General features: G+C 63.0%; 13 protein-coding genes. 6 read left to right on the top strand and 7 right to left on the bottom strand.

From position 1 onward, the window contains the following. Positions 1–7: 7 nt before the first annotated feature. The 3 genes from Q0X62_RS00405 to Q0X62_RS00395 are packed head-to-tail and all read right to left on the bottom strand — an operon-like array spanning position 8 to position 4,697. Positions 8–1,360, bottom strand: coding sequence for a gluconate:H+ symporter (locus Q0X62_RS00405; RefSeq protein ID WP_297730422.1), 1,353 nt, complete (start codon positions 1,358–1,360; stop codon positions 8–10). Continuing rightward, entirely contained in the window at positions 1,351–2,373 is a 1,023-nt protein-coding gene (locus Q0X62_RS00400; protein ID WP_297730420.1) for an SMP-30/gluconolactonase/LRE family protein, read from the bottom strand. The genes Q0X62_RS00405 and Q0X62_RS00400 overlap by 10 nt, the downstream gene beginning before the upstream one ends. After that, positions 2,373–4,697 (bottom strand): glycoside hydrolase family 3 N-terminal domain-containing protein, encoded by a 2,325-nt coding sequence (locus Q0X62_RS00395; protein ID WP_297730418.1) that lies wholly within the window; start codon positions 4,695–4,697, stop codon positions 2,373–2,375. The genes Q0X62_RS00400 and Q0X62_RS00395 overlap by 1 nt, the downstream gene beginning before the upstream one ends. Positions 4,698–5,055: 358 nt before the next feature. On the opposite strand from Q0X62_RS00395, the gene Q0X62_RS00390 reads away from it, so the two are divergent. The 3 genes from Q0X62_RS00390 to Q0X62_RS00380 all read left to right on the top strand — a co-directional run bounded on the left by Q0X62_RS00390 (position 5,056) and on the right by Q0X62_RS00380 (position 10,442). Next, the gene (locus Q0X62_RS00390) at positions 5,056–6,945 is read left to right on the top strand and encodes a glycoside hydrolase family 9 protein (protein WP_297730416.1); all 1,890 of its coding nucleotides are present in this window, start codon (positions 5,056–5,058) and stop codon (positions 6,943–6,945) included. Between the two features lie 56 nt (positions 6,946–7,001). Next, positions 7,002–9,575, top strand: a complete 2,574-nt coding sequence (locus Q0X62_RS00385) for a glycoside hydrolase family 3 protein (protein ID WP_297730414.1) — start codon at positions 7,002–7,004, stop codon at positions 9,573–9,575. An 81-nt stretch (positions 9,576–9,656) separates the two neighbouring features. Then, complete coding sequence (locus Q0X62_RS00380; RefSeq protein ID WP_297730412.1) at positions 9,657–10,442, top strand: enoyl-CoA hydratase-related protein; 786 nt, start codon at positions 9,657–9,659, stop codon at positions 10,440–10,442. Between the two features lie 9 nt (positions 10,443–10,451). Here Q0X62_RS00380 and Q0X62_RS00375 read toward each other — a convergent pair whose 3' ends face one another. The 4 genes from Q0X62_RS00375 to Q0X62_RS00360 all read right to left on the bottom strand — a co-directional run bounded on the left by Q0X62_RS00375 (position 10,452) and on the right by Q0X62_RS00360 (position 19,274). Then, on the bottom strand, positions 10,452–13,574 hold the full coding sequence (locus Q0X62_RS00375) for an efflux RND transporter permease subunit (protein WP_297730410.1): 3,123 nt from the start codon (positions 13,572–13,574) through the stop codon (positions 10,452–10,454). Then, positions 13,571–14,698: an efflux RND transporter periplasmic adaptor subunit gene (locus Q0X62_RS00370; RefSeq protein ID WP_297730408.1), complete on the bottom strand. Its 1,128-nt coding sequence runs from the start codon at positions 14,696–14,698 to the stop codon at positions 13,571–13,573. The genes Q0X62_RS00375 and Q0X62_RS00370 overlap by 4 nt, the downstream gene beginning before the upstream one ends. Before the next feature lie 136 nt (positions 14,699–14,834). Further along, positions 14,835–15,980, bottom strand: a complete 1,146-nt coding sequence (locus Q0X62_RS00365; protein ID WP_297730406.1) for an endo-1,4-beta-xylanase — start codon at positions 15,978–15,980, stop codon at positions 14,835–14,837. Between the two features lie 87 nt (positions 15,981–16,067). Further along, a complete protein-coding gene (locus Q0X62_RS00360; RefSeq protein WP_297730404.1) occupies positions 16,068–19,274 on the bottom strand; it encodes a TonB-dependent receptor in 3,207 nt (1,068 codons plus the stop codon). Between the two features lie 294 nt (positions 19,275–19,568). Here Q0X62_RS00360 and Q0X62_RS00355 point away from each other — a divergent pair, with 294 nt between their 5' ends. Genes Q0X62_RS00355 through Q0X62_RS00345 form a run of 3 tightly spaced genes read left to right on the top strand, consistent with a single transcriptional unit; the run spans position 19,569 to position 24,047 of the window. After that, the gene (locus tag Q0X62_RS00355) at positions 19,569–21,065 is read left to right on the top strand and encodes a tryptophan halogenase family protein (RefSeq protein WP_297730402.1); all 1,497 of its coding nucleotides are present in this window, start codon (positions 19,569–19,571) and stop codon (positions 21,063–21,065) included. 7 nt (positions 21,066–21,072) lie between these two features. Continuing rightward, complete coding sequence (locus Q0X62_RS00350) at positions 21,073–22,524, top strand: FAD-dependent oxidoreductase (protein ID WP_297730400.1); 1,452 nt, start codon at positions 21,073–21,075, stop codon at positions 22,522–22,524. Further along, positions 22,521–24,047 (top strand): tryptophan halogenase family protein, encoded by a 1,527-nt coding sequence (locus tag Q0X62_RS00345; RefSeq protein ID WP_297730398.1) that lies wholly within the window; start codon positions 22,521–22,523, stop codon positions 24,045–24,047. The genes Q0X62_RS00350 and Q0X62_RS00345 overlap by 4 nt, the downstream gene beginning before the upstream one ends. Position 24,048 lies beyond the last annotated feature (1 nt).

The following is a 24,048-nucleotide window of genomic DNA, read 5'->3' as shown; positions in this document are numbered from 1 at the left end:
GTCACTGTCAGACCAGTAGTGACAGGATGAGCGCCGCGGCGAATCCCGCAAGTCCGATGATCAGCGTGGCGACGGTCCAGCTCGCAAGCGTCTGCCGGACATCGAGCCCGAAAATGCGGCTGACCAGCCAGAATCCGCTGTCATTGACGTGCGAGAGCGCGGTCGCGCCGGCAGCGATGGCAATCACGCAGAGTGCCAATTGTGTCGGCGCGAGGCCGGCCGCGTCCGCGAGCGGGGCGGTCAGACCGGCAGCGGTGATCATGGCAACCGTCGCACTGCCCTGCGCAACGCGAACCAGAAGCGCCAGAACAAATCCGGCGACCAGCGGCACCAACCCCAGCGCCATTGCACCATCGGCCAGCTGCGCGCCGGCGCCCGTATCAACGAGCACTTGTTTGAACGCGCCTCCGGCTCCGGTCACCAGGATAACAGCTCCGGTCGGCTCCAGGGCCCTGGCAATCCCGTCCGATAAATTGCGGCGCTGCGCGTCATTCGTCGGCCGGAAGACGAGCCAGGTCATGCCGCAAGCCAGCAGCAATGCCATGAAAGGATGCCCGATCACGGCCAGCGAATATCCGAGCGCGGGCGGGAGATCAAAGCGAGACGCCAGCGTGCCGGCCAGAATGAGCGCCAGGGGAAGACTGATCAGTGCCGCCGTCAGACCGGCATTGGCGGGTCGCTCGGTCGGGGTTCCTGCCTCACCGGCTATTGCACCGATGGGCAGCCGCCCGGTGCGGTCCAGCCAACCCGCGAAGAGCGGGCCGGCCATGGCCAGCGCGGGCAATCCGGCGAGGATTCCGAACAGAATGACCAGGCCCAGATCAGCGCCGAGGATCTCGGCCACGGCGATCGGGCCGGGCGTGGGCGGAATGAAGCTGTGCGCGACGGCCAGCCCGCAGACCAGGGGCAGGCCGAAGCTGAGCACCGGTCGGCCGGTCCGGCGGGCGAAGGCGAAGACCAGCGGCGCCAGAATGATCAGGGCGACATCAAAGAAGACCGGAATCGACGCGAGCAGACCGAGCCCGCCCATCAGCCATCGCCCAGCGCCCGCCTGCCGCCCTGTGAGGAGCCGTTGGGCCAGGCTCTCCAGTCCGCCCGATCGCTCAAGTATGACCCCGAAAAGTGCACCGAGCCCGATCACCACAGCCACGAAGCCCAGCGTCCCGCCCATGCCACGCGTCAGCGTGTCGAACGCGTCTGACGGTGCCATCCCGGCCGCGAGCGCGGCGAGTGCGCTGACCAGGATGAGGGCTGCAAAGGCGGGCATGCGCGCCCGAAGGATCAGCGCCAGCAATGCCGCAATCGCGACCAGCGTGGCCAGGAGCGGCCGGTATTCGGTCAGCCAGCCGCCTACATCCATTGCACACCCCGGCTGAGGGTTTCGAGACGCAGGAGCCGGTCCTGCGCGGTCAGGAAAAGCGTGCGACCATCTTCACCAAAAGCGCAGTTCGCTGTACCGCGACCGGTCAATACCCGGCCCAGCAAGGTCCCGTCCGGTGCCAGGACGAGGACCCCGCCCGGCCCGGTTGCAAAGACATGGCCCCGATCATCGACCGCCATGCCGTCCGGCAGCCCCGGGCCATCCAGACCCGACGCATCGTAGAAGCGCTGATCGCCGATGACATGGCCATCGGGATCCAGATCGAGGCATCGTATGACAGGCGATTGTGGGTCCGACTGGGCCACATAGAGACGACGTTCGTCGGGCGACAGCGCGATCCCGTTCGGAAAGCTCATATCCGAGATGAGCCGCTCTACCTGCCCATCCGGAGCGCGGCGATAAACGCCATTGACCACCATTTCCTTGAGCGGAGACGCGTCCAGCCCTTCAAGGCCGTAGGGCGGATCGGTGAAATAGATACTGCCGTCCGCCGCCTCGACCAGATCATTGGGCGAGTTGAAACGCTGCCCCTGGAACTCGCTCACCAGCCGCGTTCGCGACAGGCTGTCCGGGTCGAGTATTTCCAGGGCCCGGCTGCCGTGGACACAGGCGAGCAAGTTGCCATCCTCGCGCATCCACAACCCGTTTGCCCCCGGTTCGCGAAACCCCTCGGCTTGATCAGCCGGAATGCCCGACGGGTCGAGCCAGACTTCGACCTCATGACCGGGCCGCCATCGATAGGCCCGGTTGGCCGGAACGTCGGTAAAGTAGAGGCAGTGGCGCTGCCGGTCCCAGGCCGGGCCTTCAGCCCATTGATATCCGGTCCCGATTATCCGGGCGTCCGTGCCCGGTCGAATGAGCGTGTCCAGACGCGGGTCGCGGCGCTCGACCTGAACGACTGGCGCCGGGCCGGACTCGGCCGACGTGCGTTGGCAGGCAGCCAGCAACAGGCTGGCACCGCCGCCGGCCAGGAGGGTACGTCGCGTTGCCATCATTCCACCTCGACCCGACTGGCGATCGCAGCCGCCGGACGGGAGGATCGTCCCGCCTCACTCACTGTAAGCTCCGCGCTCTGGCGCAGATCTGCCGACGAGGCCCCGACATGCAGGGTGATCGCGCCGGCTTCGATCCGCCAGTCGCCCGGCGCCTGGAACACCGCGAACTGGGCTGGGTCGAGAATGAACGTGACTGAGCGGGTCTCTCCCGCCTCCAGCGCAATGCGTGCAAAACCGCGTAATTCCAGACGCGGTCGCGCAACCGAAGCGACCGGGTCACGCATGTAGAGCTGCACCACCTCGTCCGCCGCCCGATTGCCGGTATTCGTGACCGGGACGGTGAGGCGAATGAGATCGCCGGGCGCAACACGGGCGGCGTCGAGACGGATCGCGCCATATTCGAATTGCGAATAGCTCAGCCCGTGGCCGAAGGCATAAAGCGGCGTGATCGGCAGATCATGGAAACGATTGCTGTCACGCGACAGGTCCGGGTCCGCCGGACGGCCTCCGGGATGCTCTGAATAGGTGAACGGCGCCTGCCCCGTCGTGCGTGGGAAGGAAACGGGCAAACGGCCGGCCGGTGAAACGCGGCCGAAGATGATATCGGCAAGCGCCGGTCCGGCCTCTACGCCCAGCATCCAGCTGGCCAGCACCGCATCGGCTTGCTCGGCGATGTCCGGGATGGCGAGCGGACGGCCGCTGACCAGGACGACGGTGACCGGGCGACCGGTGTCGAGTACGGCGCGCGCCAGGGCACGCTGACTGTCTGGCATGTACAGGCTGGAGCGCGATCGCGCTTCACCGGACAGGTCATAATCCTCGCCCACGACCAGGATCACATGATCAGCCGTCTCGGCAGCGGCGATCGCTGCCGGGATGCCGGACAGGTCATCGCTCGTGGGAGAGACCCCGGCTTCATAGGTGATTTCCACCCCCGCCGGGGCGCCTTCACGCAAACCCTGCAACAAGCCGGTCACCGTCTCCGGTGTTCCGCGGGCGCGCCAGGACCCCAATTGCGTGGACGCGTCCTCGGCCAACCCGCCAATCACCGCAATACGACCGGTTTCCGCCGCAAGGGGAAGCGTTCCGTCACGGTTTTCCAGCATGACAATACTGCGCGCGGCAATGCGCCGGGCTTCGGCGCGAGCCGCTTCAGTCAGCATGGCTGAGGCTTCCCGTTCGGGATCGTGATAAGCCATCGGGTCGTCGAACAGGCCAAGGCGCTCCTTGGCTGTCAGCACATGCATGACCGCCCGGTCGAGATCCGCCATCAGGGCCGGATCGGCTTCGATCGCGGCGGCGAGGTCCTGCGCGAACACATCGCTGGTCATGTCCATATCGACCCCGGCCCGCAAGGCCAGCGCACCCGCGTCGGCCCGGGTGTCAGCGACGCCGTGATTCATCAGCTCGGCAATGGCATTCCAGTCGCTCACAATGAGCCCGTCAAAGCCCCATTCGCCGCGCAGGACACCGTCAATCAGGTGCTCGTTCGACGTGCTTGGCACGCCGGCGATATCGTTGAAGGCCGTCATCATCGACGCGGCACCGGCCTCACTGGCCGCATAAAAAGGTGGCAGATAGGTTTCGTGCAGCGAGCGCTCGGATATGTCGGCAGTCCCGTAATCGCGACCGCCGATCGGCGCGCCATAAGCGCCAAAATGCTTGGCCGTCGCCATCAGCGTGTCGCCAGCAGCGAGGTCCTCGGACTGGAACCCCTCAATCTGGGCCACCGCCATGCGGGCGCCCAGATAGGGATCACTGCCCGCCCCCTCGACGATCCGGCCCCATCGCGGATCGCGGGCAATGTCGATCATCGGCGCGAAGGTCCAGTGCAGACCTGCGGAGCTGGCCTCTGCGGCCGCGATCCGGCTGGCGCTTTCCAGGTCAGCGGGGTCCCAGGTGCTGGCCATGGCGATCGGGACCGGAAAAATGGTGCGATAGCCGTGAACCACATCCATCGCAAAGAGGAGCGGGATGCCCAGACGGCTCTCCTCGACGGCAACCTGCTGCAGCTCGCCCAAGGGCGCGGCGCCGGCGACATGCAGGTAGGAACCGATCTCGCCCCGACGTACCCGATCAAGCTCGTCGGGTGTGAGGCGTGAGTTGAGATTTCGCGAGCGACCGCCCGCAGCCTGGTGCAATTGACCGAGCTTCTCCGCCAAAGTCATTTGCGACACCAGGGCTTGAACCCTGGGCGAGACGGCGGCTGCAGGCGCGGTTACACCGGCGTCCGTTTGAGTGACGGTTTCCGACGAACCACCGGTCGGCTGGCAAGCGGCAAGTACGGCCGAAACGGCGAGCACGGGAATACGCAATGTCATGAACAGTCCTAGCAATTGGCCGAAAAATACCGGGGCCTCGTCACCAGGCCCCGGCCAGTCATTCAGAGGGATGAGAAGCCGAAGAGTGAACGGCCCAATCGACCTGCTGTCGCCGGAACCGGAAAGCCTGTGCACGCTCTTTCGATGACCTGAATTCGCATGATTGGCCTCCCCGTGACGCGCCGTTGACAGCGTTGTCAATTGCTGACAATTTCACGCCAAGATCGCAGTCTGTCAAGCGCGGCTCGGGAGGGGCTGGGAACGGGCAAGTCCCGCAGCCAGCAGCGAGCGCGGCCCAATCCAGACGCGGGTCGAACCGGGGAATACATTGGAAAACAAGCGCAATATAGCCAGGCACTTGAGCTTCGCGGCAAATGCGGCGGCCTTCGTCTTGATGGCGAACAGTGCGGCAATAGCCGAGGCGTGCCGGGTTGAACCAGCCTTTCCCGATGATGCGCCTGCCTTGCGCCTGAACCAGGTCGGTTTCGAGACCGCAAGCGCCAAGACAGCCATTCTTCGCGCCGCCATCAATAGCCCCGTCAGCTGGCAGATTCTCGACGCGGACGATCAAATCAGGCTCACCGGTGAAAGCACGGTCTTCAGTGCCAATGCCAGCTCCGGGGACGCGGTTCACCGCATCGATCTGAGTGCCCTGGACACACCCGGCGAGGCCTACCGGCTGCAAGCCTGCGGTGAAACCAGCCACCCCTTCACAGTCAGCGCGCGCCCCTTCGACCAGCTCAGCGTCGATGCCCTCACCTATTTCTACCACAACCGTCTGGGCACGCCGATCGAAGCGGACTTTATCCAGGGGAGGGCCTGGGTCCGGGATGCAGGCTTCCCGAACAGCCAACCGACCTGTTTTCACGGGACGGACGAGGCGGGCAATACCTGGCCGGGCTGCGATTATCGGCTCGATGTGACCGGCGGCTGGGCCGATGCCGGCGATTACGGGAAATACGTGGTCAATGGCGGGATTGCGGTCTGGACACTGCAGAATTTCGTCGAGCGGCTGGCTCACCAGCCAGACGCGGTCCGCGCCATCTGGAGCGATGGTCGCGCGCCCATGCCGGAGAACGGCAATCATGTCTCCGACATCCTCGACGAGGCGCGCTGGCAGCTTGAATTCATGCTCGCCATGCAAGTGCCGGAAGGCGCCCACCTGTCTGTCCCGCTTGGCCGTCAGAATGGGCGCGAGCCGCTTGAGCTGACCGAGATTGATGCCGGTGGACTGGCCCATCACAAAGTCCATGAGCGCCAGTGGCTCCCACTGCCGATCCTGCCGTCAGATGCCAGCGAAGAGCGCTTTCTCCTGCCGCCCTCAACTGCTGCCAGTCTCAATCTGGCGGCCTCCGCCGCCCAGGCGGCGCGTCTATGGGAGACGCTCGATCCGGCTTTTGCTGCGCGCAGTCTGGAGGCCGCCCGGCGCGCCTATGCTGCCGCCCGCCGGCACCCTGAAATCTATGCCTATGGCAATTTCGGCGGCGGTGGTGCCTATGGCGATTTCAATCTGGAAGACGAATTCGCCTGGGCCGCGACCGAACTCTATCTGACCACCGGCGAAGATGAATTCCTCACCGATCTGCAGGCCGGCGCACCAACACCGGAGGAAGCTCCGATCCTGCAAGTGCGCGGTGCGACTATCGCCTGGCCCGCCGTCCACCTCCTGCCGGCGATCACGATCCTGCAAAACGAGGCCGGTCTCCCGGCCGCGCTCGTCGACAGCGCGCGCCGACAGATCCTCGCCACCGCGGACCAGTATCTCCTGGACCGGGACGCGGAAGGATATGCGGTGCCGATGAGTGCCGACCAGTATGTCTGGGGGTCGAACGGCAATCTTGCCAATCGCGGCCTTGTTCTGGCCATCGCCCACGACCTCACCGGCAATCCGTCCTACCGCCAAGGCGCCATCGACGCGATGGATTATCTGCTTGGCCGCAATGCGCTCGACCAATCCTATGTCGGCGGATATGGCGCCCGGCCGCTGCAATACCCGCATCACCGCTTCTGGGGTGCCGGGGCCGATCCCGAGTTTCCGCCCGCACCGCCCGGTGCCCTCTCGGGCGGCGCCAACGCGACCAATATGAGCGACCCGGTTGCCCGCGAAATGCGCGGCCAATGTGCGCCGCAAACCTGCTGGGTCGATGATTACCGTGCCTACGCGCTGAATGAAGTCGCGATCAACTGGAATGCGCCCTTCTTCTGGCTCGCCGCCTGGCTCGACACCACCGCCACCACAACCGATTGACGCCGGCTGACACCCTCACCTGCTCAATCCCCACTGCTTGGACCAAGGACATTCACATGCGCGGATACGCCCGACACGCCCTCCGACTGACCAGCTCCGCGACCGTCCTGCTCGCGCTTGCCGCCTGCCAAGCCCCCGATGAGCAGGTCGATGCAAGCTCGCCGGCGCCGACGGAGATGGCGACCGCGAATGACGTCGCGGCCGACGGGGTGATCCATCCGGAATTATGGCCCAGCTTCACCCCGCCGCCGCTCGACCCGGAAGTTGAGGCACAGATCGACGCCATCCTGGCCGTCATGACGCTGGAGCAGAAAGTCGGCCAGGTCATCCAGGCCGACAGCGGTTCGGTGACGCCGGAGGACGTGCGTGAATACCGGCTCGGGTCAGTGCTGAGCGGTGGAAATTCGGCACCAGGCCCGCTCCCCTATGCGGACACCGAGACCTGGCTGGAAGCCGCCGACGCCTATTTCAACGCTTCGATTGATCCGGAAGGCGTTGAGGTCGCGATCCCGATTATCTGGGGCATTGATGCCGTCCACGGTCACGCCAATCTGCGTGGTGCGGTCGTTTTCCCGCACAATATCGGCCTCGGTGCGATGCGGAATCCCGACCTGATTGAAGATATCTACCGGGTCACCGCCCTCGAACTATCAGTCTCAGGTCATGACTGGACGTTCGCGCCGACCCTGGCCGTGCCTCAGGACGATCGTTGGGGCCGCACCTATGAAGGCTTCTCCGAAGACCCGGCCATTGTCGCCTCCTATGGCGACCGCATTGTCTACGGCTTGCAGGGACGCCCCGGAACCGAGAGCTTCATGTCGACCGGCCACGTGATCTCCAGCGCCAAACACTATCTCGCCGATGGTGGCACCGAGCGTGGCCGTGACCAGGGCGATGCCCTGATCTCCGAGGCCGAACTGCGGGACATTCATGCTGCAGGCTACCTCACCGCCATTCCGGCCGGCGTTCAAACTGTCATGGCGTCCTTCTCGAGCTGGTGGGACCAGCCAATGCACGGCAATGAAGCCTTGCTGACCGACGTGCTGAAGGACCGGCTTGGCTTCCAGGGCTTCGTGGTCGGTGACTGGAATGGTCATGGCCTGATCCCGGGCTGCACATCGACCGATTGCCCGGAGGCCTTCAATGCCGGGCTCGACATGTATATGGCGCCGGACAGCTGGCGCGAGCTCTATCAATCCACCCTGGCGCATGTCCGCTCCGGCGTGATCAGCGAAGCCCGCCTTGATGATGCGGTACGACGCATCCTGCGCGTCAAGATCAATTCCGGCATTTTCGAACTGCCAGCCCCGAGCGCCCGTCCGCTGGCCGGAGATGCCAGCATCCTGGCTGCGCCGGAACATCGTGCGATAGCCCGTCAGGCCGTCCGCGAAAGTCTTGTCCTGCTCAAGAATGCCGACCAGACCCTGCCGCTGGATCCCGGTCTGACAGTGCTCGTCGTCGGCGACGGTGCCGACAGCATCGCCAAGGCTTCCGGCGGCTGGACCCTGTCCTGGCAGGGTGGTGGTCACGAGAACTCCGAATTCCCGAACGGCCAAACAATTCTCGACGGTATCCGCGAAACCGTCGAGGCCGCTGGCGGTACCGTCATTCATGATCCGGACGGCCAGTCCGGTGCCAGCGCCGATGTCGTCATCGCCGTGTATGGCGAGGACCCCTATGCCGAATTCCAGGGCGATCGTGACCATCTCGACTTTGTGCCGACGGGCTTTGATACCGCGCGCCTGTCAGACCTGGGTGCCGATGGCACGCCAATCGTCAGCGTCTTCCTGTCCGGGCGCCCCATGTGGACCAATCCGGAAATCAACGCCTCCGACGCCTTCGTTGCTGCCTGGCTGCCGGGAAGCGAGGGTGGTGGTATCGCTGATATGCTGTTCCAGACCCAAGCGGATTTCGACTTCACGGGCCGGCTTTCCTACTCTTGGCCCGGTAACGCCGTCGGCGAACCGCTCAATCCGGGCGATGCCGACTATGATCCGCTCTTTCCGCTGGGTTATGGCCTGAGCTTTGATGATATTGACCCGCTCGGCCCGCTGTCCGAGGAGTCGGGCCTGTCAGTTAGCGATACGGCCCCGGACGGGACCTATTATTCGAGAGGCCAGGCCATCGAACCATGGCAGATGACCGTGTACTCGGGCCGCGCGGCTGACACCTCGCAAACCCTGCCCATCGAGCTCGACGGCATTCGTGTCGGCGCGACTGATCGCACAGCGCAGGAAGACTCCCTCCACATCATCTGGAATAGCGCCGACACCGGGCTTCGCATTACCTCAGATGACGCCATTGATCTGGAACGCCAGGCGAACGGCGCCATGGAACTGGCTTTCCTGGCGCGCGCGTTCGGCAACGCCCCGGAAACCGTGCAGATCGGTATGGGCTGCGCGGCTGATGCGCCCTGCGAAGCAGCTCTCCCGCTCAGCATCGCGCAGGGCAATTGGGTCGAATACCGTGTGTCGCTCAATTGCTTCGCGGAGGCCGGGGTCGACATGAGTGCCATCAATGCGGCCTTCACGCTCGACCTGCCAGCGGATGGCGGCGAAATCGGCATCAGCGAGGTGCGACTGGAGTCGGATACTGACGCCATGCGGACCTGTGGCGACACGGACAACTGAGACGGAACCGCCACGCGACTTGCCGCCGGGCGGCGGGCAGGGACAGAGTGTCCGTCCCAGCCTGCCAGCCCGGAGCCTTCCGTGACCGACGCGCCGATCTATCTTGAACGCCATGACCGGCATGCGACCCTTGTGCTCAACCGGCCCACCCGTCGCAACGCCCTCAATGCGGCGATGTGGGCAGCATTGCCCGACTTGCTGGACGAAGCCGCGTCGGATGACGGGATCAAGGTCCTTCTGGTGCGTGGTGCAGGCGAAAACTTTACCGCCGGCGCGGACATCTCCGAGTTCGAGACTGTCTATGCGACCCCGGAATCAGCCCTCGCCGGGACCCGTGCCATCGCCGCCGGCCTCGATGCGCTGGCCCATTTCCCCAAGCCCACACTTGCGGTCATCCGTGGCGCCTGTGTGGGCGGCGGATGCGGGCTGGCCTTGTCCTGCGACCTGCGCTTTGCCGCTTCCGATGGTCGCTTCGGGATCACGCCGGCCAAGATGGGGTTGGCCTATACGCTCAATGACACCAAACGGCTGATTGACGCGGTCGGCGTCTCTATCGCCAAGGATCTGCTCTACTCGGCCCGCCTTGTCGATGCGGAAGAAGCCATGGAGATCGGCTTGATCAATCGCTGTTTCGCGCCAGACCGCCTGGACGCCGAAGTCGCCACCTATCTCGACCTTATGCTCTCGCGCTCGACCGGGTCGGCTCGCGCCATCAAACGCGTCATCCATCTGATCCGCGCCGGGGTCGACGGCGATACGGACGAAACACGGCAGCTTTTCCTGGACTCATTCCAGAGCGACGATTTCCAGGAAGGCTATCGGGCCTTTCTGGAGAAGCGGGCACCGGACTTCAGCGGCAAGGTCTGACGCCTGTCGCTATTCGGCCGGCACTTCCACGGAATCATCGCCATGCTGGCGCGCCTCTTCTTCCAGCCGGCGCGAGACCCAGTTCGGGGTCTTGGTGAAGCGACCGAGTACGCCATAGGCGACCGGAATGACGAAGAGTGTGAAGAGCGTCGCCACCGCCACGCCGGCAAAGATCACCACGCCGATCGTGATTCGGCTCTCCGCGCCTGGTCCGGTCCCGATGACCAGCGGGAAAGCACCGATCGCCGTCGAGATGCCGGTCATCAGGATTGGCCGGAAGCGGGTTTCCGCCGCATCCAGCGTGGCCGTCCGCAAATCGCGACCCGTCTCGCGCAGCTGATTGGCGAACTCGACAATGAGGATGCCATTCTTTGCCGCCAGTCCAATCAGGATAACCAGACCGATCTGCGAATAGATGTTCAAACTGGACCCGACCAGTTCGAGCCCGAACAGGCCGCCGGCCACGGCGAGCGGCACTGTCAGCATGATCACAAGCGGCTGGATCAGGCTCTCGAACTGGGCAGCCAGAACCAGGAAGACGATCAGCAACGCCATGCCGAAAGCAAAAAGAACGGCCGAATTTGCGTCCAGGAATTCCTTCGCTCCACCCAGATAGGTCGTGCTCATTTCCGGCGGCAGGTCGCGCTGGGCCCAGCCATCGAGCCAGCCAACCGCTTCACCGAGCGTATAGCCTTCAGCGAGCGTGGCAGAGATGGTTATCGAGCGCTGCCGGTCGACCCGATTGCGGGAAGACGCTTCGCCGACCTCACTCAAGGAGACCAGATTGGAGAGCGGGATCAGCTCACCGCTGCGACCGGAGACATAGAGCGTTTCCAGATCCTGGGCGCTGGAGCGGGCTTCGCGGCGGTTCTCCATGATGACATTATAGGCTTCACCGCGATCGATGAATTGGCCGACCCGGCGCGAGCCGAGATGGGTCTGGAGGGTCTGACCGATCTCGGAGACCGAAACGCCCAGATCAGCGGCCCGTTCGCGGTCGATATCGACGATCAGGCGCGGGCTGGTCGGCTCGTAATTCTTGCGAGCGCGCAACAGGCCCGGATTGCCCTCCTGGATGGCCGCCAGCAAACGCTCTGCCTGCCGGTCGAGACTGCCATAGTCGGGGCCCTGCAGGACGAATTGGACATCGTCACCGCCGCCGCCACCGCCGAGTGAGGAACGCATTGAGGCAAACGCCTGGATCCCGGTCAGCTGCCCCAGGCGACCATTGATCTCGCGCATGATCTCGCTGCCCGGGCGACGCTCGTCCCAATCGGCCATGGTCCCGATCACGAAGCCGGAATTGAACCCGCTGCCACCCCAGCCCGGCGAGATCACCAGAACCCGGTTCAACTCGCCGGCGTTCACATACTCCATGGCGATCGCCTCAACCTGGTCGGCCTGCGCCGACATGTAGTCAAAGCTCGCCCCTTCCGGTCCGGCGAAGCGGCCGAAGAAGGAACCGCGATCTTCCGGCGGTGTCAGCTCGGCCGGCAGGCGGTCGAGCAGGAAGGCTGAGCCGCCCATGGCGACCACCACCATCGGCACGATGATGATTGGCATCTTCAGCGCGATCTCGAGACTATCCCGGTAAGCGCGTCGGGCTTTCTCGACCAGGAGATTGACCCATCTGGCTAGGCCTTTGGCTTCGCGGCTGGGCTTCAAGAGCTTGGACGCCATCATCGGCGAGAGCGTCAGCGCGACGAAGCTGGACAGCACGACCGCACCGGCAATGGTCAGGGCCAGCTCGGTAAAGATGCGGCCGATGAAGCCCGGCAGAAAGACAAGCGGCACGAAGACCGCAACAAGAACCGCGGTTGTGGCAATCACCGCGAAGAAAACCTGTCGCCCGCCGCGAAGCGACGCCAATGCCGGCGGTTCGCCCATATCGACCCGGCGCTGGATGTTTTCCAGCACCACGATGGAGTCGTCGACGACAAGGCCGATCGCCAGGACCAGAGCCAGCAAAGTCAGGATATTGATCGAGAAACCCGCGACCGAAAGGACCGCAAACACACCGATCAGACAGACCGGGACCACCGCAGCGGGGATGATGGCGGCGCGGAAGCTGCCGAGAAAGAGATAGATCACGAGCACCACAAGGGTCGCGGCGATCGCCAGGGTGCGCCAGACCTCCTTGATCGACTCCTCGATAAAGACCGTATCGTCCGAGGCGGAGATCATCTCCATGCCTTCAGGCAAGTTGAGCCGGATGCGGTCAGCCTCAGCCGCAATCAGATCAGCCACTTCAACCGAATTGGCCTGGCTCTGGCGCACAAAGCCCAGTCCGATCATGTTCTGCCCATTGCCGCGGAACAGTGTGCGCGGCTCTTCGGCCGCCAACTCCACGTCTGCGACCTCGGCCAGCCGCACAACATGCCCCTCGCCTGTACGGGCAATGGGGAGGCGGGCGAAAGAGTCCGGGTCAGCGAAGAGGCGCTCGACGCGCACAACAATCTGGGTGTCCGGCGTTTCGACCGACCCGCCCGGGACCTCGACATTCTGGGTTCGCAGCGCGCCGTCGATATCCGCGACCGTCACCCCGCGCGCCGCCATGGCCTGGGGGTCGAGCCAGATACGCATCGAGTAGCGACGCTGACCGCCGATACGCACCTGGGCGACGCCATCAATCACCGAGAAGCGGTCGAGCAAGGTCCGTTCGGCGTAGTCCGACAACTCCTCGGATGTCATCCGGTCGGAGAGCAGATTATACCAGATGAAGGGGCGTGCATCGCTATCCTGCTTGCGCACCTCGACCTGTTCGACGTCTTGGGGAAGTCGGTCGATAATGCGCGATACCGAGTCCCGGACATCATTGGCCGCGGCTTCGATATTGCGATCCAGCGAGAAGGTGATTGTGACCCGCGAAGAGCTGTCGCGCGAGGACGAGGTGATCGTCTCGACACCATCAATGCCGGACAGCTGGTCTTCGATCAGCTGGGTGACGCGGTTCTCGACCACTTCGGCGTTGGCGCCGGGATAGTTCGCGGAAACCGACACAACGGGACGATCGACATCCGGCAATTCGCGCAGCGGCAAGCCACGCAGGCCCAGCACGCCGAAGACGACAATCAGGGCACAAAAAACAAAAGCCAGAACGGGACGCCGGACCGCGATATCGGAAAGTGTCATTGTGCTGCGCTGCTCCCTGAAACAGCGATGCCGGTCATTGCGCCATTGGCACCCAGCTGCATCTCTCGCGTGATCGTGACGGCAGCGCCATCACGGACGCGATGCACGCCCTCCGCGATAATCTGCTCGCCCGTCTCAAGCCCTGACAGCACCTCGACCATGGTGCCGGAGCGGCGGCCGAGGGTGATCGTCCGTTGGCGAACCACCGTCTCGCCGTCACTGCTTTCGACGACATAGACATAGGTCTGATCCAGATAACGGGTCAGGGCCGCACCGGGCACAGCGGGACGATCGCGAATATCGCGGCGGACCTCCACGGTCATGAGCTGGCCGGGCAGGAGTCGCCCATCAAGATTCTCGATTTCAGCGCGAATGATCACACTACGGGTTACCGGATCAATACGGCTGTCGATCTGGGCGATTTCGCCGGAGAAGACCTCACCCGGGTAGGCTGAGGTTTGCGCAGCAATCTCCATGCCGGGGGCCACCACGGCCAGAAAGCGCTCGGGCACGGTGAAATCGAGCTTGATCCGGCTGGTATCATCGAGGCGGGCAATCGTGTCACCGGGCCGGACCAGACCGCCGAGGCTGACTTCACGGAGCCCCACAATCCCGGCGAAAGGCGCCCGCACAATACGGTCAGCCAGCTGGGCCTCGATGGAGGCAACGCGGGCGGCCGCGCGCTCGACGGCTGCCGTTGCCTCGTCCAGGCGCGATTGGGGCACCACCGCGCGGGCAATCAGATCATTCGTCCGATCAAGATCACGCCGTGCTTCACGCAGCGTCGTCCGCGCTTCGGTGAGCCCGGCCGCCTCTTCTGTATCGGTGAGCTCGACCAGGATCGTTCCGGCATCGACCCGCTGGCCGGATTCGAAATTGATACGCGAGATCGTATCGGTGACGCGGGCCGTTATGGTCACCGTCTCATTGGCACGCGCGGTTCCGAGCGCTTCCACCACATCGGCAAACTCGACACTGGGCACGGTCGCGACGGCCACCGGCAGGACGCGAGACCCGCGCCCCATCTCGGCTTCGCCTGACGGCATCAGGGTCCGAAAGGCGACGATGGCGGTCATTGCCACGAAGGCAACAAGAATCAGGATCAAAAAACTGGCGCGGCGCATGGCAATCTCCTGCTCGCATAGATGGCTTGCGCCGGTGCAAAGGCAAGGATTGAAATAGGCGTCAGCCGTCAAAGAGCGCGCGGATTGCACCTGCTGGTTCGGTTTTGCCTCCGAACGCGCCGGAAATTACCCCGTATCAACCGCGAGGCGCCGCAGCCTCGAACGCTGCCGCAATTGCAGCGCGCAACGGTTTCGCCCGGAAATCGGCATCATAAGGCGTCGGCCGCTTGGCCGCACCATCGCTCCGCGGCCAGACATTCTGAAGCCAGGAATAGCGATCCGAGAGCCCCCAGACGAGGACATCCCGTGTCTGGGGGTAGCTGAACATCAGATCGAGATAGCGGCGCGCCAGTTCGGCTACTGCCTGATCCCGGCTCTCGATGTCATAGGGCAGATTCTTGTCGTGGACGTCGAACTCGGTGATGGCAAGGTCTAGGCCGAGGCCGGTAACCTGATCCAGAAAGCCCCGCCAATGGTCGTCGCGGGCTGTGTCGAAACCGACGGACGTATCGTAATTGCCCGAACCGATATGGCTCTGCACGCCAAGCGCGTCGATCGGGACGCCGCGCTCAACCATGCCTTCGAGAAGACGCAGTACGCCTTCCTGATGGGTTTCATGGCCGGCTTCCCAGCTCATATAATCATTATAGACAATCTCGCCGTCCGGATCGGCCTCACGGGTCGCGTGGTAGGCGATGTCTATGATGTTTTCTCCGAGGTGGCGTGTCAGCGAGGTTTCGCGCAGGCGTCCGGTCGACGGATCAATGGTTTCATTGATCACATCCCAGGAGGTGATCCGGCCACGATAGCGCGCAACAATCGCGCGAACATGGTCGACCACGAGGCGTTCCGCCTCCGCCCCCGGACGGCTCCCGAAGTTGTAATTATTGACCCAGGCTGGCGAGTATTCTTCCCGGTTCCAGAGCAGGGTATGGCCGCGCACCGCCATGTTTTGCTCGCTGGCAAAATCCACCAGCCGGTCGGCCGGGTCATAGAAATAGGTGTCGGCGTCAGGGCGAAGTACATACCATTTAAGGGCATTCTCATGGACCAAGATGCCGCATTCACGCTCGATAAGAGCGCGATAGTCCGGATCGCCGAATGCACCCGTCAAGGTCCCCGCCTGCCCCATGCCGACCGCAGTCCCGAAGCGCATGCCCTTGGCCTGGGCCAGTCTATGAAGGGACCGCGACTCGTCTGCCAGGACGTTCGGAGCGGAACAGGCGGCCAAACCGCCGGCAGCGAGAAGAAGTGCCTCACGTCGATTGATGGCTTTGACCATGGACCCCTCCGGGTTTGTCATTCACGCAAGAAAAAAGGGGCGCAGGGACGGCGAACCGTTCCTGCGCCCCCCAATTATTGGGCCAACCTAGTAGGTTGCCCGCAGGATGAAGGTGACCCGACGGTCATTCATGAACCAGGAGCGCGGCGCGGTCAGCAGGTCGTCATTCAGGACCTGGCTGGTGCGTGTGACCTGGTTGAGCAGGTTCACACCCTGCACCCCGACACGGATATTGTCATTGATCGAGAAGAAGGCGGAGCCATCGAGCTGACCACCACTCTCCTGCACGATCGGTGCGAACGGCACGATCACATCACGAACGGTCACCACGAAGTCGGAACGCCAAGCGTAGGCAAGGCGCAACGCCAGTCGATCCGATTCATAGAAGCCGGACACGTTGAATGTGTGTTCGGACAGGCCCTGAAGCGGAAGCAGGCTGGTGTCGATATTCGCCACCCGGCCGGCCGCCACATCCGGGTCGGTCGCGGAGAGCGTGGACTGAACCACCCCTTCACTGTCGACATAGGTGTAGCTTGCGTTCATGCCCAGGTTCGACAACGGGCCCGGCAGGAAGTCATAGGTCTGCTGGTAGGCGAGCTCGAAGCCCTTGACCGTACCCTGTTCCGGGGAATTCGACGGCGTGGTCACGATCCCGTCGAAAGTCGCTCCGTTATTGGTGAAGGACAGACGGTCGGTGCCGTTCGTGATGACATTGTCGAGCTGCTTGTAGAAGAGCGCGACGGTCAGCGAGCCGACATCGGCGAAATACCACTCGGCCGATGCGTCGAAATTCATCGACTCGATCGGGTCAAGATAGGGATTGCCAACGGTCGAGCTAATGCGCGGGCCGAGGAATTCGTTGTTCTGACCAAATTCCGGACCTTGCAGGGTGATGTTGTAGTAGTTCCTCGTCAGGCCCACATCCGGCATGGTGATGGTCTTGGACGCGCCGAAGCGGAACTGCCAACCATTCTCCATCCGGGCCACGACGTTGAAGCTCGGAAGATAGTATTCCATTTCGTGACTGGTCGCGTTCGGCGTGATCGAGCCGTCCGCAAAACTACGGGCAGCGTCCCGCTCGGCCTGACTGAGCAGACAGAAGTTCGGCGGCGTCTGACCGGCCGGAATTGCCGCACATTCCGCATCGGTGTTGAAGTTCACATCCGTGAAGGAATGATAGCCCTGCGTGTCGCGAGTCATGCTGACCCAGCGCAGGCCAAAATTGCCGGAGACCTGCGTGCCGCTATCCAGATCCTGATCGAAGCGGAACATCGCATAGAGAGCGTCGGAGGTCTCCTGGATCGGATTAACTTCCTGCAGAAGGAAGGGCGTACCCGGCTCCATCTGGCCGCAACGCGCGGCAAGCGGTTCCCAGTTTTCGCACGTCGTCGTGGGGCGCCATGAGGTGCCGACGGTCGAGGCGAAATTCTCCATGTTCGCGTAGTTGTCGATAATGTTCTCGCCCCAGAACAGTCGCGGCTGGTCGCCGGTCGGTACGGGCACATCACCACGCATGAAGTTGTCGAAGGCAAAGGTCGAGAAGTTGTCCGCAAGATTGCCAACGCCAGCGACATTGCCGTCGAGCCAGACAGGGCCACCATTGCCCCACTGCTCGGAGATCACGCCCCAGTTATAGGTCGAGAAGCGTGTGATCTGGTCGCGGTTTGCATGCCGATAGCCAAAACGGATGGATTCTGCCCAGCGATCGGGATTGTTGAAGTGATACTCACCGTCGGCGCGGAAAGAATCGAGCGTCCCTTCGCTTTGCTCGAGATGGTCCATCGCGGCGCGGGGGAATGAATTGAACGGGTCCGAAAAACTGTCATGCGGCGGACGGAAATAGCCCGGACAGTTTGCCGTACCCGGGTCTCCGGCACACGGCGTGCCGTCAGGACCGGGCGGGGTGAAGGTGACGGACGGGATGTCGTCACCATTCATCTGAATGACCGCGTTCTGATAGGTCGAGGTCCAAAGACCGATATCGATGACATCGACCTCGGACTCGACGCGCTGGAAGTCGAAGTTGAAAGACCAGCTTTCATTCGGCGCCCACTTGAAATTGAAGCCTATATCCTCGGTCAGATAGTTCTGCATCACATCACGACGGATATTGTTCGACTGCAGACCACCGATAGGAGAGCGGGCGTCGGCACCGTTTTGGTCAGCCCGCCAACCATTGTCATCGGACGTGATCGCGCCCGAGGTGAACAGGCCGGTCGGGCCGAAGGTCAATTGCGTCCCGGCCACAGCACGAGAATCGCCGGACGACGCGACATTGTCGGTCGCGATTTCCATCGCATGCTCGGTCCAGGCCTGTTGCGAGTCGGAGCGCAGGTACTGGAGCGTGGCCTCCATCGTGCGATCTTCCGAACGCCACTGGGCCGCCGCACCGAGACCTTCGCGTTGACGCTCGAAAATCTGAGAGCGGAAGGCCGCACCGCGCGGGAAGTAGACCGTGCCGACCGGCGTGCCGGCCCCCGGATCCACGACATCGCCGTTGTCATAGAGAGTGCGTTCGGCGTAGTTCGAAATCTGTTGCCCGTCAGAACGGGAAATCAGTTCGGAGTTCACATAGTTGATCAGCAGACCGAACTCACCGCTCGTGCCGGTATCCCAGCGATTTGACCCCATCACGGAATAGGTCGGCGCCGACTCCTCCGCGAAATCTCCGTAGCTCGACTCGATCGAGCCGGAGATGGTCGGCGCCCCATCGAAGGGACGGCGAGTGCGCAGGTTGATCGTGCCGGAAATTCCGCCCTCGATCATGTCCGCGGACGGACTCTTGAACACGTCGACGCCGCCCATGAGTTCGGACGGAACGTCGGAGAAGCTGAGGATGCGGCCGTTATTGGCCGAGAAGGTATCACGTCCGTTGAGTTCAGAGCGAACCCAGGTCAAACCACGCACAACAACGCCCGACCCTTCGATCGAGAAGTGATCCGGATCGACACCCGCGCGGAAGCGGTCAATCGAGACCCCCGGCACGCGCTGCAGCGCCTCGGTGACGGAGCGATCCGGCAGGGCGCCAATGTCGTCAGCTGTAATCGAGTCAACCACGACTTCACTGTCGCGCTTGATCGTTTGCGATGTTTGCAGACTGGACCGGAATCCGGTGACCTGGATAACATCCGTCGACGAACTTTCCTCTGCATCGTCCGGCGTATCGTCGTCCTGGCCATAAGTCGGTGACACGGCAAGCAGCGCAGTCAGGGCGAAAGCAGATACGCCCGTCTTCCAGCCGCGACAGCGACCACGACCCGCAAGGTACACGGGTACCGTCGGTGATTTTTCCATCAGACTTCCTCCCCTTTGACGCGCTTTTGTTAGCGCTACTAATTTTGCATATTGCAAATGTCTGATTATTGAAATCGGTAATCCAAGATCCGGATCAAGGCAACCTCCGTCTGCCAACTGATTGAAAGCTTGTTCCGACCTGTTCCTCGAATGCAACGCTAGCGTAATTGTCCACGTTGTCAATTCATGAATACGGCCCTATTCCTGCTTGCTATTTCACGCGGTTGGAGCGTTGACGCTGATTGATCTGCTCCGATAAGCTTCAGAGGAGATCGGCGGGGAGGCCGGGTTACAATGTCAGACAATAGAGTCAATCGCGTGTTGATTATTGGGGGGGGGACGGCTGGCTGGATGACCGCAGCTGCCCTCTCCAACCGTTTCCCCAACCAACAGATTCAAGTCGAATTGATTGAATCCGAGGCGATTGGCACGGTTGGCGTCGGCGAGTCGACCATACCCCATATACGCTACTTCAATGCGAGCCTCGGCATTGACGAGGCCGATTTCATGGCGCGGACCAAGGCGACTTACAAATTGGCCATCGAGTTTCGCGACTGGGGCCGCATCGGCGACCGCTATATGCACCCATTCGGGGCCTTTGGCGTTCCGGGTGACCCGGTCGATTTTCATCACCAGTGGCAGGCTGGCGGCGGCGAAGCCGCGCTCGGCCCGCTCGACACCTATTCGCTGGCCATCCGGATGGCCCGCAAGCATCGCTTTCGCGCACCGGCCGCAGACCCGCGCGATCTTGCCTCAACCTATGCCTATGCCTTCCAGTTCGATGCCGGCCTCTATGCTCGCTACCTTCGGGCGTACGCGGAGGCGCGCGGCGTGGTCCGTACCGAAGGGCGGATAAACAATGTTCAGCTCGACGGTGAAAGCGGGCGCGTTCGCTCGGTCTCGCTCGAGGACGGCCAACACCGCGACGCCGACTTTTTTATCGACTGTTCAGGCTTTCGCGGGCTGATCACCGAGGGCGCCTTGTCCAGCGGCTATGAAGACTGGTCCCATTGGCTGCCCTGCGATCGCGCCATCGCCATGCCGTCGAGCTCGACGGGTGATTTGCCGCCCTTTACACGCGCCACCGCGCTCGCCGCCGGCTGGGCATGGCGCATTCCCTTGCAGCACCGCGTTGGCAATGGCCACGTCTATGCGAGCCGGTTCATGGATGATGACGCAGCAGAGACCCTGTTGCGCGAGCAATTGGAAGGCGAACCACTGGGCGAGCCCAATCGGCTGCGCTTTGTGGCGGGCAAACGGAAACGGCAATGGAACGCCAATTGCGTCGCCATCGGCCTGTCGTCCGGTTTCCTCGAGCCGCTGGAATCGACGTCAATCCACCTCATCCAGTCCGCAATCGGGCATTTGCTGGATCTCTTTCCAACCGGGGAATGGAACCCGGTGGAGACGGAGGAGTTCAACCGCATCATGGATCGCGAATACACCCGAATCCGGGATTTCCTTATCCTTCACTACAAAGCCACAGAACGGGACGACACACCCTTCTGGCAATACTGTCAGACCATGTCGGTCCCGGACAGCCTGGCCGAGAAGATGGAAGCCTTTCGCGAGCGCGGCCTGATCGAAGACTATGAACAGGGCGTCTTCCTGAAGCCGAGCTGGCAGGCCGTCTATCTGGGTCAGCACATTCATCCTCGTCGTCTCGATCCGCGGCCGGGACGCCCAAAGGGTGAAATGCGCGCATTCGCCCACGAGCTCGACCGGCTCTCAGACCTGATGCCGCAACATGCCGATGCGCTGCCGCGGGCTGCCGCCGCGGCAGCGGGATAGAACCAAGATGGCACGGACCACATCTCTCACGTCCATCCTGATCGTCGGCGGTGGCCCGGATGGCTGGCTCACCGCCTTGGCGTTGCGCGCAGCTCTTGCCGCCCGACCCGACATACGTATTGCGGTTCTCAAGGATGAAGGCCCGACCTGCGTGCCGGCGCTGTCCGCGTCGCCGAATCTGCGGCGATTGCATGCCCGCATAGGCCTGGACGATCTGGAGATCCTGATCAGCTGTGGGGCCAGTGCGCGCCTGGGCCGGGCATTCACAGGCTTTGTGGCCGATGCGGAAAGCTTCATCCTGCCACACGGAGAGGTCGGCGCCCGCTGGGGGGCCATCCAGTTCCATCACCAATTGGCGGCTCTCGGATCGGGCCTTGCCGACTACGCCGCCCACTCACTGGCCGGCGCCGCGATTGAACTGGGTCGCTTCGCGCCACCCAGCCGTGATCCGCGCCAATTCCTGTCCACGCTGGATTTCGGTTTTCACCTGGATTGCGCGGCTTATGTCAGGCGACTTCGCGATACCGCCCTCGCGCGCGGGGTTGAAAGTCGTACCGGGCGCGTCGCCGAGATCAAGATCGAGAAAGGCCGGATCGCCGCGCTGGTCGATGATGGCGGTGTCCGACATGAGGCAGACCTCTATATCGACGCGACTGGCCCGGACGCTCGCCTCGCCACATCGCTCGGCATGGAGAAAGAGGACTGGGGTGGCGACACACCCTTCCGGCTTGAACAGACCCGAACCGAGCCCGCAGCGGCACTCCTGCCGCCAGCCACCGGTATTGCCGCCACACCGACCGGCTGGTCGATGCAGATCCCTTTGCCGGACAGAACAATCACGCGCCAGTTCTCAAACGTCGACACGACCGACTGCGACGACACATCCTGGACCCGTCTGGAACTCGGTCGGCACCTGAAGCCCTGGACCGGCAATTGCCTCGCCATCGGCGCGGCAGCGTGTCAGCCCGATCCGATTTCAGACGCCGAATTCGCATTGCTGGCTCGGACGCTCGAACGGCTTCCCGGCTTGCTTCCGTCCGACGATGCGATGCTGGCTGAAGCCGGGTCTCACAATAAGAAGTTTGCGCAGGAGTGCGCTGCCGCGCGAGATCTTGCGCGCCTCGTCGGGTCCTGCCAAACCCGCCCCGAACCTGCGTGGGTGGCGGCACGCTCTGCCCCGCAATCCGATGAGCTTCGCCATGCTCGCGCGCTTTTCGAGGCGCGCGGACGTGTGGCGGACCGCGAACACGACCTGTTCGGCGACACCACTTGGGTCGCAGCCTGGCTCGGGCTCGGCATCCGGCCACGACAGCACGACCCATTGGCTGACACCATCGATGCTGCCGCCTTGGCCGCCCGGATCAACCAGGTCCGCCAAATGGCCGATCAGACCGCCCGATCCCTGCCCGATCACCGCGGCGCCCTCAAGCGCCTCCAGGCCGGAGCCCGTCCCGCATGATCAATCCGAACACGCTCGACCACGTTGTTATCGTTGGTGGTGGATCAGCCGGCTGGATGACCGCGGCTGCCTTGTCTCGGTTGGTGGGCAATGGCCGCACGAAGATCACCCTGATTGAATCCGAGGCGATCGGGATTGTCGGCGTCGGCGAAGCCACCATCCCGCCGATCCGCCACTTCAATGAGCTGCTCGGTCTCGACGAGCGGGATTTCCTGCGCGCCACCCAGGGCACCATCAAGACGGCAATCGAATTCGTCGACTGGACTCGACCCGGTCATACCTACCTGCACCCTTTCGGAGCCTATGGCGCCGATATGAATGCGGTAAAATTCCACCAGTACTGGCTGAAATGTCGGCAACTCGGTCATGCCGCCCCCTTCGGCGACTATAATCTATGTGATGTCGCGGCACGGCAAAACCGGTTCGGGCCAGTTCCGCGTGAGCATCAAACGCCCGTCTCCAGCCTGCACTGGGCCTATCATTTCGATGCCTCGCTCTACGCCCGTCACCTGAGAGGCTATAGCGAGGCGCGCGGCGTCAAGCGGGTCGAAGGCAAGGTCGTCGATGTCCACCAACGAGGCGAAGACGGCTTCATCGAGTCCGTGCAAATGGAATCGGGCGCGCAAATCAGCGGTGACCTCTTTGTTGACTGCTCCGGTTTCCGAGGCCTGCTGATTGAGCAAACCCTGAAAGCCGGCTTCGAGGACTGGACTCACTGGTTGCCCTGCAACAGGGCCATCGCCGTGTCATCGGCCAGCGCGGGTGAACTCACACCCTTCACCCGCTCGACCGCTCGCGATGCCGGCTGGCAATGGCGGATCCCCCTCCAGCACAGGATCGGATCAGGTCTGGTTTACTCAGCCGACCACCTCTCCGAGGACGAGGCGACCCGAACCTTGCTGAATAATCTTGATGGCGAACCGCTCAACGACCCCAAACCCATTCGCTTCACCACCGGCCGACGCAAACAGGCTTGGGTGAAGAATTGCGTCGCGATCGGTCTGGCCTCAGGCTTTCTAGAACCGCTGGAATCCACATCCATCCACATCACCCAGGCCGGAATTTCGCGACTGATGGCGCTCTTCCCGGACAAGAGTTTCGACCCCGCAGGCATCGCCGAATACAATCGGCAGGCCGAGTATCTCTACCGGCACATCCGCGACTTCATTGTTTTGCATTACCACGCCAATGAACGTTTCGGACTGCCGCTTTGGGATCATTGCCGCAACATGGACATTCCCGAGACGCTACAACACAAGCTCGAGCTCTTCAGGCATAAGGGCCGTCTCTTCCGATATGAGGACGAGCTGTTCGCGGAAGCGAGCTGGCACGCTGTCCTCCTGGGCCAGAATGTCATGCCGGAAGGCTATGACCCGTTGGTCGACGCTGCCCCGGACGACCGCATCATCGAGGCATTCGACCAGATGCGCCGCGCCGTCGCGGGCGCCGCCGCCAGCATGCCCAAGCACCAGGAATTCATCGACCGCCATTGCCGTGCCGCTGAGCCGGCCGCGCCCGCATGAG

The organism is uncultured Maricaulis sp., assembly GCF_947259345.1.
Taxonomy (GTDB): Bacteria; Pseudomonadota; Alphaproteobacteria; order Caulobacterales; family Maricaulaceae; genus Maricaulis.
The sequence above is the reverse complement of the archived record's forward strand: the minus strand, read 5'-3'. Positions and strand labels throughout refer to the sequence as shown.

Bases quoted from the DNA above. Each gene is read 5' to 3' on its own strand.
- Q0X62_RS00405 (WP_297730422.1), bottom strand. From the start codon at position 1,360: ATGGATGTAGGCGGCTGGCTGACCGAATACCGGCCGCTCCTGGCCACG.
- Q0X62_RS00350 (WP_297730400.1), top strand. From the start codon at position 21,073: ATGGCACGGACCACATCTCTCACGTCCATCCTGATCGTCGGCGGTGGC.
- Q0X62_RS00365 (WP_297730406.1), bottom strand. From the start codon at position 15,980: ATGGTCAAAGCCATCAATCGACGTGAGGCACTTCTTCTCGCTGCCGGC.
- Q0X62_RS00345 (WP_297730398.1), top strand. From the start codon at position 22,521: ATGATCAATCCGAACACGCTCGACCACGTTGTTATCGTTGGTGGTGGA.
- Q0X62_RS00400 (WP_297730420.1), bottom strand. From the start codon at position 2,373: ATGGCAACGCGACGTACCCTCCTGGCCGGCGGCGGTGCCAGCCTGTTG.
- Q0X62_RS00375 (WP_297730410.1), bottom strand. From the start codon at position 13,574: ATGACACTTTCCGATATCGCGGTCCGGCGTCCCGTTCTGGCTTTTGTT.
- Q0X62_RS00385 (WP_297730414.1), top strand. From the start codon at position 7,002: ATGCGCGGATACGCCCGACACGCCCTCCGACTGACCAGCTCCGCGACC.
- Q0X62_RS00355 (WP_297730402.1), top strand. From the start codon at position 19,569: ATGTCAGACAATAGAGTCAATCGCGTGTTGATTATTGGGGGGGGGACG.
- Q0X62_RS00370 (WP_297730408.1), bottom strand. From the start codon at position 14,698: ATGCGCCGCGCCAGTTTTTTGATCCTGATTCTTGTTGCCTTCGTGGCA.
- Q0X62_RS00395 (WP_297730418.1), bottom strand. From the start codon at position 4,697: ATGACATTGCGTATTCCCGTGCTCGCCGTTTCGGCCGTACTTGCCGCT.
- Q0X62_RS00360 (WP_297730404.1), bottom strand. From the start codon at position 19,274: ATGGAAAAATCACCGACGGTACCCGTGTACCTTGCGGGTCGTGGTCGC.